Below are 11019 nucleotides of genomic sequence, written 5' to 3' on the forward strand. Positions count from 1 at the left end.
ATGTCTTGACGTCGAGAAACTCTACATCAAGGTAAATCAGTCGCGGTCCCGCAGGGCCCACGGCCGCAGCGAGGAGTAGCCCTTGACCGAGGCCCGCGGGACCCGGCGCAGCGACCAGACGGGGGAGTCCTCGAGCTCCTCGCGCATCCCGTCGTCGACCAGCACGGTGCCCGGGCGGGCGAGCGAGGTCAGGCGGGCGGCGATGTTGACCGTCGCACCCAGCACGTCCCCGAGCCGGGTGACCACGTCGCCGAACGCCACGCCGGCACGGACCGCGGGGAACGGGTCGTCCTCGTCGGCGCCCATGGTCACCAGCTGGTGCACGATCCGCGCCGCGGCGGCAGGGGTGTCGGCGACGAGGAGCACCTCGTCGCCGATGTTCTTGATGACGCGTCCACCGTGGTCGACCACGACCTCGGTCGAGCGTGACTCGAAGGTCTCGATCCAGCCGACCAGCTCGGCCTCGCGCATCGAGCGCGACTGGGAGGTGAAGCCCACGATGTCGACGAAGGCGACGGCCTGACGGGTGGTCTCGTTGGTGGACGGTCCCTCGGATCCGGCGAGCCGGCGCCCCGCCGCGCTGGTGAGGTGGCGACGCCAGACATACGACTGCAGCCGTTCGACCCGTGGGATGACCTCGCCGGTGAGCATCGCCAGCTGGGCGGCGGGATCGGCGTGAGGGCCGTCGGTGGGGCCGGCGGCCGCGACCCGGGCCATCAGGGTGGTCTGCCACTCCGCGAGGCGGGCGAAGGAGCGGCCCCAAGTGCGGACCAGCGCAGATCGGGAGTCGTCACCGAGGATGCCGAGCCCGGTCAGGTCGGCCGCCAGCCGCAGGGCCTCCACGTCGGCGGTGGTGAAGGCGACGTCGTCGTCGGAGGTGGCCGGGAAGCCGAGCAGTCGCCACAGCTCCTGCGCGACCTCGACGGGTACGCCGGCGGCCTCGGCGACCTCGACCCGGGTCAGGGACGGCCGCTCACCGAGCAGGAGCTCCTCGAGGCCCTCCTGCTCCGGCGTGGGGTCGGCCTCGCTCAGGAGTCGGACCCGCCCGCGAAGCGCTCCTTGGCCAGGTTGTCCAGCGCCTCGCCGAAGGACGGCATCTCCACGGCCAGGCGCTGCAGCTGGTCGGGGGTGAAGTGGATCAGCTCCAGCGGCGAGAGGGCCACGATGCTGGCGGTGCGCAGCGAGTGGTTGAGGATCGCGGCCTCGCCGACGATGTCACCGGGGCCCAGCTGCGCGATCTCCTTGCCGTGCTGGCGGACCGAGACCGTGCCGGACAGGATGATGTAGGCCTTGTCGGCGCCGGTCCGCTCGGAGATCGGGGCCCACCCCTCGGGCAGGGTGACGCGGGTCCCCGCGGAGCTGATCTTGGCGATCTCCTCCGGGCTGAACGAGCTGAAGAACGACATGGGTTCCCTTCCGGCGGTCGTGGTGCTCCCGCGACGCATCCTCTCCGAGGTGTGTCAGCGGTGTAAAGCAGAGGTCTTGCAGGTCACGGCGCCGCGCGCAGCGCACGGCGGCACGCGTCGGCGCAGGTCAGAGCGGGTCGCGAGTGATCGGGCAGCTCATGCAGCGCGGACCGCCGCGGCCCGAGCCGAGCTCGGAGCCGGCGATCCGGACGACCTCGATGCCGGCCTCCTCGAGCCGCTCGTTGGTCTGGTCGTTGCGCTCGTAGGCGACCGCCACCCGCGGCGCGATCGCCAGGGTGTTGTTGCCGTCGTCCCACTGCTCGCGCTCGGCGGTCACCGGGTCCAGGCCGGTGTCGATGCGGTGCAGCTGGTCGATGCCCATCGCCTTCGCCGCGGCCACCAGGAACGGCTCGGGCGGCGCGACGTCGAGGGTCAGGGTGGCCTCGTCGCCGTCCTCGGCGAGGGTGACGGCGTGGGCGACGAGGTGGTCGGCGACGTTGGGGTACATCACGACCTTGTCCACGTCGACCAGCGTGCAGATCGTGTCGAGGTGCATGGTCGCCCGCTCCTGGGCGATCGGCACCGCCAGGACGGTGCGGGCCAGGCCGGCGTGGAAGACCTGCCGGGCGAACCGCTCGACCCCGGCCGGCGTCGTACGCTCCCCGACGCCCACGGCGATGACGCCCGGCGCGAGGTGCAGGACGTCGCCGCCCTCGACGTGCTCGGAGTGCCAGCCGTGGATCTTGCGGGTGCCACGGAAGCGCGGGTGCTCGGTGTAGATCAGCTCGGTCAGCTGGGTCTCCCGCGCCCGCGCCGGCATCGCCAGCGACGTGACGGCCACCCGGTCGCGCACCCACACGCTGGAGTCGCGGGTGAACAGCAGGTTGGGCAGCGGGTCGACGAGGAAGTCGTACGGCGAGAGCAGCGAGGTCACCAGGCCGAACCCGCCGCGCACCTCGTCGTTGCGGATGCCCGCGGTGAGGTAGGCCGTCAGCTCCTCGGGGGTGGCGTCGTGGAGGAACCGCGCGAGGTAGGCGCGCAGGGTGTCGCCCAGGTGCAGCCCCGAGAGCGCGGCGGTGATCGCGTGGTTGCGGGCGATCTCGTCCTGCAGGGTCTCGGTCAGCAGCTCGGTGAGGTAGAGGACCTCGACGTCGCGGGCGCGCAGGGCCTCGGCGAACGCGTCGTGCTCCTCCTGGGCCCGGGCCACCCAGGGGATCCCGTCGAAGAGCAGCCGGTCGTTGTTGCGAGGGGTGAGGCGCTTGAGCTCGTTGCCGGGACGGTGCAGCATCACCGTGCGCAGGCGACCGACCTCGCTGTCGGCGTAGTGGGCGGGGCTCTGGGTCATGGGCTCACCCTAGGACGTCGCGACCCACCCGACGGCGTGCGAGGCTCAGGCGGAGCGGAACGGGTCGGCGGGGTAGACGCCGAGGATCGTCACGTCGGTGGTGAAGAAGGCCAGCTCCTCCAGCGCGTTGCGCAGCGGCGTCTCGTCGGGGTGCCCGTCGACCTCGGCGAGGAACTGCGTCGCGGTGAAGTGGCCGTCGACCATGTAGCTCTCGAGCTTGGTCATGTTGACGCCGTTGGTCGCGAAGCCGCCCAGCGCCTTGTAGAGCGCGGCCGGCAGGTTGCGCACGTTGAAGACGAAGCTGGTGACGACCGGGCCGTTCCCGGCGGGCGCCTTGACGTAGTCGCGGGACAGCACCACGAAGCGGGTGGTGTTGTGGTCCTCGTCCTCGACGTCGGTGGCCAGCACGTCGAGGCCGTAGATCTGCGCGGCCAGCGGCGGGCTGATCGAGGCCTGGCTGGGGTCGGCGGCCTCGGCGACCTCGCGGGCGGCGCCGGCGGTGTCGCCCGCGATCAGCGGGGTCAGGCCGTGCTCGCGGATGATGCGGCGGCACTGGCCCAGCGCGTGCACGTGGCTGTGCACGGTGCGGATCGACTCCAGGCTCGCGCCCGGCACGGCCATCAGGTGGAACCGGATCCGCAGGAAGTGCTCGGCGATGATGTGCAGCCCACTGCCGGGCAGGAAGTGGTGGATGTCGGCCACCCGACCCGCGATCGAGTTGTCGATCGGGATCATCGCCAGCTCGGCCTCACCGGACCCGACGGCCGAGAAGACGTCCTCGAAGGAGGCGCACGGCAGCGCCTCGAGCTCGGGGTAGTGCTCCTGGCACACGATGTGGGAGTTGGCGCCCGGCTCTCCCTGGTAGGCGATGCGTCGCGGGTTCGGCACCCGAGCAGCATAGGTTTTCCGCCGTGACGTTCCTGCTCGTGCTCACTCTCGTGGTCGCCCTCGCCGCTCTCGCGTGCGCCGTGCTCGCCCTCCGGACGGCCCGTTCCGGCGTACGACGTGAGGGACCCGACGCCCTGCCCGAGGACGTCCTGGGGCTGCGCCAGGAGGTCGCCGCGCTGCGTGCGGAGGGTCGTGACGCGCTGCGCCACCTCGCGGCGGTGCGCTACGACGCCTTCGGTGACATGGGCGGGCACCTGTCGTGGTCGGTGGCGCTGCTCGACGACGGCGGCAACGGCGTGGTGCTCACCTCGATCCACGGCCGCTCCGAGGCCCGCACCTACGCCAAGTCCATCTCCGCCTGGCGCTGCGACCAGCAGCTCTCGCCCGAGGAGTCCGAGGCCGTCGAGGCCGCCCGCCCCTGACCCGCCGAACCGTCACTCACGCACGGCCGAACCGTCACTGACGCACGGCCGACCCGTCGCTCACGCACGGCCGACCCGTCGCTCACGCACAGCGTGCGCGAGTGACCTCTCGGGCGTGCGCGGGCGACGTCTGGGCCGTGCGCGGGCGATGTCTGGGCCGTGCGCGAGCGACCTCTCGGCGTCAGAGCAGCGAGACCAGGCCGACGACGGCGAGGACGACGGCGGCGGCGCCGGCGACCTTGACGACGATGCCGGCGGTGCGGGCCGAGCCGGCCGCGGAGTCGAGCAGCTGCTCCTCGGAGCGGGTGGTGACGACGAGGTCGCCCTTCGCGGGCTTGCGGATGGTGAGGACGCCGCCGGCGTCACTGACCTCGCCGGCCACGAAGAGCCGGGTGCCGGGCTCGAGCACCCACTCCTCGTGCTCGAAGCCGATCGTGTCCCGGGCGCCACCGCGGCGGCCCTCGCGGAACTCCGAGAGCGACTTGCGGGCCCCGTCCACGCCGCCGGAGGCCTCGACGAGCACCTCGCCCGTGGCGTCGCGCAGCACGAACGCGGACGACGAGGTCTCCGAGGTGACGGTCTCCTCGGCGGTGGAGGTCGATTTCTTGCCCTCGGCGTCCTCGGTGACCTGGGTGTAGCGGCGGGTCACGGTGTGGCGGTGCCACACGCAGGGGGTGCCGGTCTCGGGCGAGGTGAGCCGCCCGGCCGGGCCGGGGTGTGCCTCACCGCTGAGCTCGACGACCTCGCGGTAGGAGCCGGCGCCGGCCGCCCCCGAGGCCGCAGCCGCGACCTCGGTGAGCGTGGCGACGGTGGAGGTCCCGGTGGCCAGCAAGCGCCCGCGCTTGCGCTCGGCCGAGCGGCCGGTCCACCAGGCGACGCCTGCGATCACCGCGGCCAGCGCCGCCACCAGCAGGAAACCCATCACTCGCTCCTCGACTCAGACCGGCCCGAGAGTCGGAACCACCCTGCCAGAGTCGAGCGGTGGAGTGCAGCGCGTGAGCCTGGTTCACGTGAGGCACTCCGCGACCGGGTGGACCAGGCAGAGGGGTCAGCGCGGGACGCGCACCAGCACGCGCCCGTGGACGCAGCGCATCCGCAGCTCGCGCCCCGGCCCGATCGAGTCGCCGTCGAGCTGGCGGGGGGTGTCGGAGGAGGCACGGACCACGACCGTCGAGCCGGTACGCCGGTCCACCAGCTCGTCGGTGTGGCGCAGCTTGAGCAGCACCCGCCAGGCCAGCGGGATCCAGGAGAAGAAGTTCTTCGGGTGCAGGATCACGACGTCGAGCAGGCCGTCGTCGATGGCGGCGTCGGGCAGCAGCGGCATGCCCGCCTGGAGGAAGCCGACGTTGCCGACGACCACGGTGCGTGCTCGGTGCTTGGTGAACTCCCCGCCGTCGACGGAGATCTCGACCTTCATCGCCGGGAACATCAGCGACTTCAGGCCGGACAGGACGTAGGCCAGCCAGCCCACGCGCTTCTTGATGTCCTCGTTGACGCCCTCCATGATCGCGGCGTCGAAGCCCATGCCGGCCATCACCATGAAGTGGGAGTCCTCGATGCCGTCGCCGGCGACCTCGACCATGTCGATGGCGCGGTCCTGGCCGGTGAGGCCGACGTCGATGGCCGCGCGCAGGTAGAGCGGGATGTCGAGGTTGCGCGCCAACAGGTTGCCGGTGCCGGCCGGCACGATGCCCACGGGGATGCCGGTGCCGGCGAGCTCGGCGCACACCTCGCGCACGGTGCCGTCGCCGCCGCACACGAGCACCAGGTCGGCGCCGGCCACGGCGGCCTCCTCGGCCATGCCGGTGCCGGGGTCCTCGACGGTGGTCAGGTGCCAGGTCGGGTCGGCCCACCCGGCCTCGCGGGCCATGCCGGTGACCGTGGTCTTGAAGACGTCGACGTCCTCGACCTTGATCGGGTTGAGCACGACCGCCAGCCTCCGGGTCGAGGGCACCGCCTGCGGCAGCGGCTCGGCCTTCTGGGCGTGGCTGCGCGGCAGGGGCGAGTACGCCGCCAGGACCACCAGCAGGATGCCGGCACCGAGCAGCACCCCACCGACGACGTCGCTGGGGTAGTGCCGGCCGAGCAGCACGCGGTCCAGGCACACGGCGAGGACGACGAGCCCGACGGCGGCGTACACGAGACGACGGATGGTGGCGCGCCGCACCAGCATCAGCACCAGCACGCACACGACGCCGCCGAGGGCGGCGACCGACGACGCGTGGCCCGACGGGAAGGCGTTGGACTCCAGCAGCGCCTCGGGGCTCTGCCAGTCCGGACGCTCGCGGCCGACCCAGATCTTGAGCCAGGTGGTGGCGAGCGCGGTGAGCGCGGGGACCGCCAGCGCGACGACGGCGGCACGCCGGTGGCCGCGCAGCAGCATGACCAGCGCGGTGGCGATGGTCATGACGGTCATGCCGGTGGTACCGAAGGTCAGCTCGATCCAGCGCAGCAGGTCGAAGAGCCGCGACCCCGCCTCGACGTACGGCACGTCCGGGCCGCCGCCACGGGCGTCGACGTCGGCGAGCGGCCCCCAGCCCTGGGTGACCGCGAGCGTCAGCAGGGCGAAGGCCGCGAGGCAGGCGAGACCCCAGCCGAGCAGCAGGGAGCGGGAGCGGTCGAGCACGCGCCACAGCATGGCAGAGCCGCCACCCACAACCGGGGTGAGGAGCCGACCCCCGCGGGGATAGCCTTCACGACATGATCGACCCCAAGGTCCTGCGGGACGAGCCCGACCGCGTCCGCGCCGCGCTGGCCAAGCGCGGCCTGTCCGACGAGGTCGTCTCACGCTCCCTGGAGGCCGACACCGCCCGCCGCGCGGCGATCGCGGCGTTCGAGGAGAAGCGCGCGCAGCAGAAGCAGCTCGGTGCGCTCATCCCGAAGGCCCAGGGCGAGAAGAAGCAGCAGCTGCTCGCGCAGACCAAGACGCTCGCCGCCGAGGTGAAGGCCGCCGAGGCCGCCCGCGGCGAGGCCGAGGAGACCTGGCAGCGCGCGCTGCTGGAGATCCCCAACCTCGCGGCGCCCGAGGCGCCCGAGGGCGGCGAGGACGACTTCGCGGTGCTCGAGCACGTCGGCACCCCGCGCGACTTCGCGGCCGAGGGCTTCGAGCCGCGTGACCACATCGAGCTCGGCAAGCTGCTCGGCGCGATCGACATCGAGCGCGGCGCCAAGGTCTCCGGAAGTCGCTTCTACTTCCTCACCGGCGTCGGCGCCCAGCTGGAGCTGGCGCTGGTCAACCTGGCGATGGACCAGGCCCGCGAGGCCGGGTTCACCCAGGTGATCGCCCCCTCGTTGGTGCGTCCGCGGGCGATGGACGGCACCGGGTTCCTCGGCCAGGCCGCCGACGACGTCTACCGCATCGAGGGCGAGGACCTCTACCTCGTCGGCACCTCCGAGGTGCCGATGGCGGCCTACCACTCCGACGAGATCCTCGACACCGCGCAGCTGCCGCTGCGCTACGCCGCGTTCAGCCCCTGCTTCCGCAAGGAGGCCGGCTCGCACGGCAAGGACACCAAGGGCATCATCCGGGTGCACTGGTTCGACAAGGTGGAGATGTTCGTCTACACCACGCTCGAGGAGTCCTACGCCGAGCACGAGCGGCTGCTGGCGTGGGAGAAGGAGTTCCTCGGCAAGCTCGAGCTGGCCTACCGCGTCATCGACGTCGCGGCCGGCGACCTGGGCCTCTCGGCGATCCGCAAGTTCGACTGCGAGGCGTGGATCCCCACCCAGGGCAAGTACCGCGAGCTCACCTCCACCTCCAACTGCACCGAGTTCCAGAGCCGCCGGCTCGACATCCGCGGCCGCTTCGAGGACGGCACCAAGCCGCTGGCCACCCTCAACGGCACGCTGTGTGCGATGACCCGCACCATCGTGGCCATCCTCGAGACCCACCAGCAGGCCGACGGCTCGGTCCGCGTCCCGCAGGCGTTGCAGCCCTACATGGGTGGCCTCGAGGTGCTGAAGCCGGTCGGCGCGTGAGCGAGCCGGCTCCCGGCTGGGTCCCGAAGCTCGTCGCGCTCGACATCGACGGCACCCTGCTGCGCTGGGTCGACGGGGCCGGCCAGACGCACGCCGAGGTCTCCGAGGCGGTCGCCGACGCCGTACGCCGTGCGCGGGAGGCCGGTGCCCACGTGGTGCTGGCCAGCGGCCGCTCCCCGCACGGGATGGTCCCCGTGGCCGACATGCTCGGGCTCGACGACCCCGCCGACCCGGTGTGGGTGGTGGCCTCCAACGGCGGCGTGGTCTTCCGCTACCCGCCGATGGACATCGTGCACGAGCAGACCTTCGACGCCCGGCCGGCGGTGATGGCGGTCCTCGAGGCGCACCCGAACGCGCTCGTCGGCGTCGAGGAGCGGGGCGTGGGCTACCGCGTCAACAAGCCCTTCCCGGCCGGCGAGCTCTCCGGGGACATGATCGAGACCCCTCTGGAGCAGATCGTCGCCGAGCCGGTGAGCCGCGTGATCATCCGCGACCCCGAGGCGACCGCCGACGACTTCGTGGAGCTCGCGGGGCGGCTGGGGCTGCACGGCACCGACTACGTCGTGGGCTGGACGGCCTGGATGGACCTCTCACCGGTGGGCGTCTCCAAGGCCTCGGGCCTGCAGCACGTCTGCGACGAGCTGGGCGTCGACGCGCAGGACGTGCTGGCGATCGGCGACGGCCGCAACGACCTGGAGATGTTCGCCTGGGCCGGCCGGTCCGTGGCCATGGGCCAGGCCATCGACGAGGTCCGGCAGGCCGCGGACGACGTGACGGCCACCGTCGACGAGGACGGTGCCGCCCAGGAGCTGGGGCGGTACTTCTGAGCGCCCCGGCCCCCGTCCTCACCACCGCGCGCCTGGAGCTGCCGTTGTGGTCGGCCGACGTGGTCGCCGACCTGCGGACCGGCCGGCGCCGGCCGGAGTGGCACGCCGACTTCCCGCGCACCGACGACGTCGACGCCGCGTCGCTGTGGGTCGAGGGCGACCCGTGGGGACCGCGCAGCATCGTGCGCGGCCAGACGGTGCTGGGGTCGATCGGGTTCTTCGGCCCGCCCGCCCCGGCCGACGACGGCGTCCCCGAGGCCGAGCTCGGCTACGGGCTGGTGCCCGAGGCCCGCGGCTGGGGGTTCGCCACGGAGGCGCTCGGTGCGATGACCGCGGCGGCCGACGCCGCGGGGGTGCGCCTGCGCGCCAGCGTCCACCCCGACAACACCGCCAGCCTGCGGGTGCTGGCCAAGGGCGGGTTCACCTCCCTGCGCGGGTCCGACGGCGAGGGGCAGCTGGTCATGGTCCGGCCGCTGGCCCTCCCGAAGGTGGTCGAGCAGTGACGAGCGCCAGCGAGGAGCGGGCGTCGAGACGACCCCGCCTGGTCGCCACCGACCTCGACGGCACCCTGGTGCGCAGCGACGGCTCGGTGTCGGACTACACCCGCGAGGTGCTGCTGGAGGTCGAGCGGCAGGGCGTGCCGGTGGTCTTCGTGACCGGCCGCCCGCTGCGGTGGGCCCGCGACGTCTTCGACCACGTGGGCTCCCACGGGCTGGCGGTGATCTCGAACGGCGCGGCCGTCTGGGACGTCGCCGCCGACACCGCCCGGCTGGAGCGGCCGATCAGCACGGAGGCGGGTCGCGAGTTCGCCCGCCTGCTGCGCGAGGCGGTGCCCGGGACGTCGTACGCCGTCGAGACCCGCGCCGGGATCGAGCTGGAGCCGGAGTTCATGGAGCGCTACCCGGTGCCCGACGCGGCCCGGCGTGACCACGTCGACGTGCTGCTCGACAAGGGCGCGTGGAAGCTGCTGGCCCGCCACGAGGAGCTCGGGCCGCAGGAGTTCTGGGACCGCGCCGAGGCCGCGACCGGCGACCGGCTGACGATCACCTGGTCCTCCAGCACCACCCTGCTGGAGATCTCCGCCGCGCAGGTCACCAAGGCCTCGACGCTGGCGATGGTGTGTGCCGACCTCGGCATCGGTCCCGACGAGGTGATCGCGTTCGGCGACATGCCTAACGACATCCCGATGCTCTCATGGGCGGGCCGCTCGTGGGCGATGGCCGACGCGCACCCGACGGTGGTCGAGGTGGCCGACGAGGTCGCCCCCGGGCACGAGGAGGACGGCGTGGCGCGGGTCCTGGCTGGTGTGTTCGACCTGTGATCTGGTGTCATCTACGCGTGCCGACCTCCCCCCGTCCCGCTGCCGCCGGCCCCGCGTTCGGCCCTGCGCTCGGCCTCGTGCTGGCGCTGCTGGGTGTGCTGGCGGTGCTCGGGCTGACCGGCCCAGCGGCGTACGCCGCCGAGGACCCGTCCTGCACCCGTCAGGGCGTCAACATGCACGCCCGGCAGGCGCAGGCCGTCTTCACCGGCACCGTGGTCGACGCCAAGGCCTCCGCGCTCGAGGACGGCCAGCGCGGCGTGCGGATCGTGCACCAGGTGGAGGTCGCGGAGGTCTACAAGGCCGCCCGCGTGAGCGTCGCCGCCGAGCTCGAGGTCGTCACGACCCGCAACGTCCGTGGCGAGTGCAACCTCGGGCGGCTGCCCGAGGGCGAGGACGTGGTGTTCTTCGTGCGGGCCGAGACGACCGACGGCGAGCCCGCCGACCCGGTGGTGTTCCTGGCCGCCGGCGACTCCGGCACCGCCGTGGCCGACCAGGACCTCCTCGACGCCATCGACCGGATCCTGCCCAACCCCGTGCCGCCGGTGCCCGCGAGCCCGACGAGTGCGGAGTTCGAGGCGCTGCCCGTCGACGCCCCCACCCCGCTGGGCCGTGCCGCCGCCCCCGGCGCCGCGCTCGCCGTGCTCGGGGTGCTCGGGCTCTTCGTGGTCGGGCGGCTCGGGCGGCGCTGAGTCGGGCCCGGCCACGCAAGGTTCATCGGCCGGCCGATGAACCTTGCCACTGGCCCTGTCTGCCAGTCTGCGTGTGAGTCAGTCGCTCTGATCTAGGAGTGATCGACTTGCCCATCGAAGGTGTCTACAGCGTCGAGGAACGA

General features: G+C 72.7%; 12 protein-coding genes. 6 read left to right on the forward strand and 6 right to left on the reverse strand.

Features of this window, described 5'->3' with window-relative positions; genetic code table 11:
- Positions 1-36: 36 nt before the first annotated feature.
- From A6R01_RS15260 to A6R01_RS15275, 4 genes are all read right to left on the reverse strand, one after another.
- Positions 37-843, reverse strand: a complete 807-nt coding sequence (locus A6R01_RS15260) for an adenylate/guanylate cyclase domain-containing protein (RefSeq protein WP_292607595.1) — start codon at positions 841-843, stop codon at positions 37-39.
- Between the two features lie 185 nt (positions 844-1028).
- The gene (locus A6R01_RS15265; protein WP_292607597.1) at positions 1029-1406 is read right to left on the reverse strand and encodes a Crp/Fnr family transcriptional regulator; all 378 of its coding nucleotides are present in this window, start codon (positions 1404-1406) and stop codon (positions 1029-1031) included.
- 127 nt (positions 1407-1533) lie between these two features.
- Positions 1534-2751, reverse strand: coding sequence for an arginine deiminase (locus A6R01_RS15270; protein WP_292607600.1), 1218 nt, complete (start codon positions 2749-2751; stop codon positions 1534-1536).
- A gap of 45 nt (positions 2752-2796) precedes the next feature.
- Entirely contained in the window at positions 2797-3639 is an 843-nt protein-coding gene (locus A6R01_RS15275) for a prephenate dehydratase (RefSeq protein ID WP_292607603.1), read from the reverse strand.
- A 23-nt stretch (positions 3640-3662) separates the two neighbouring features.
- On the opposite strand from A6R01_RS15275, the gene A6R01_RS15280 reads away from it, so the two are divergent.
- Positions 3663-4061 (forward strand): DUF4446 family protein, encoded by a 399-nt coding sequence (locus A6R01_RS15280; RefSeq protein WP_292607606.1) that lies wholly within the window; start codon positions 3663-3665, stop codon positions 4059-4061.
- A 181-nt stretch (positions 4062-4242) separates the two neighbouring features.
- Here A6R01_RS15280 and A6R01_RS15285 read toward each other — a convergent pair whose 3' ends face one another.
- Entirely contained in the window at positions 4243-4983 is a 741-nt protein-coding gene (locus A6R01_RS15285) for a GIDE domain-containing protein (protein WP_292607608.1), read from the reverse strand.
- A 126-nt stretch (positions 4984-5109) separates the two neighbouring features.
- Positions 5110-6687 (reverse strand): diacylglycerol kinase family protein, encoded by a 1578-nt coding sequence (locus tag A6R01_RS15290; protein ID WP_292607611.1) that lies wholly within the window; start codon positions 6685-6687, stop codon positions 5110-5112.
- Between the two features lie 74 nt (positions 6688-6761).
- Between A6R01_RS15290 and serS the strand changes: the two genes are divergently transcribed.
- The 5 genes from serS to A6R01_RS15315 are packed head-to-tail and all read left to right on the forward strand — an operon-like array spanning position 6762 to position 10876.
- Positions 6762-8039: a serine--tRNA ligase gene (gene serS, locus A6R01_RS15295; RefSeq protein ID WP_292607613.1), complete on the forward strand. Its 1278-nt coding sequence runs from the start codon at positions 6762-6764 to the stop codon at positions 8037-8039.
- Positions 8036-8866: an HAD family hydrolase gene (locus A6R01_RS15300; RefSeq protein ID WP_292607616.1), complete on the forward strand. Its 831-nt coding sequence runs from the start codon at positions 8036-8038 to the stop codon at positions 8864-8866. The genes serS and A6R01_RS15300 overlap by 4 nt, the downstream gene beginning before the upstream one ends.
- A 44-nt stretch (positions 8867-8910) precedes the next feature.
- Complete coding sequence (locus A6R01_RS15305) at positions 8911-9369, forward strand: GNAT family N-acetyltransferase (RefSeq protein WP_292607619.1); 459 nt, start codon at positions 8911-8913, stop codon at positions 9367-9369.
- Complete coding sequence (locus A6R01_RS15310) at positions 9366-10187, forward strand: HAD family hydrolase (RefSeq protein ID WP_292607622.1); 822 nt, start codon at positions 9366-9368, stop codon at positions 10185-10187. The genes A6R01_RS15305 and A6R01_RS15310 overlap by 4 nt, the downstream gene beginning before the upstream one ends.
- A 17-nt stretch (positions 10188-10204) precedes the next feature.
- The gene (locus tag A6R01_RS15315) at positions 10205-10876 is read left to right on the forward strand and encodes a hypothetical protein (RefSeq protein ID WP_292607625.1); all 672 of its coding nucleotides are present in this window, start codon (positions 10205-10207) and stop codon (positions 10874-10876) included.
- The last annotated feature ends 143 nt before the right edge of the window (positions 10877-11019 follow it).

Origin of the sequence: Nocardioides sp. REDSEA-S30_B4, from assembly GCF_001627265.1 — a bacterium.
Taxonomy (GTDB): Bacteria; Actinomycetota; Actinomycetes; order Propionibacteriales; family Nocardioidaceae; genus Nocardioides.

Coding starts and splice junctions, on each gene's coding strand:
- A6R01_RS15285 (WP_292607608.1), bottom strand. CDS start 4,983: ATGGGTTTCCTGCTGGTGGCGGCGCTGGCCGCGGTGATCGCAGGCGTC.
- serS (WP_292607613.1), top strand. CDS start 6,762: ATGATCGACCCCAAGGTCCTGCGGGACGAGCCCGACCGCGTCCGCGCC.
- A6R01_RS15265 (WP_292607597.1), bottom strand. CDS start 1,406: ATGTCGTTCTTCAGCTCGTTCAGCCCGGAGGAGATCGCCAAGATCAGC.
- A6R01_RS15270 (WP_292607600.1), bottom strand. CDS start 2,751: ATGACCCAGAGCCCCGCCCACTACGCCGACAGCGAGGTCGGTCGCCTG.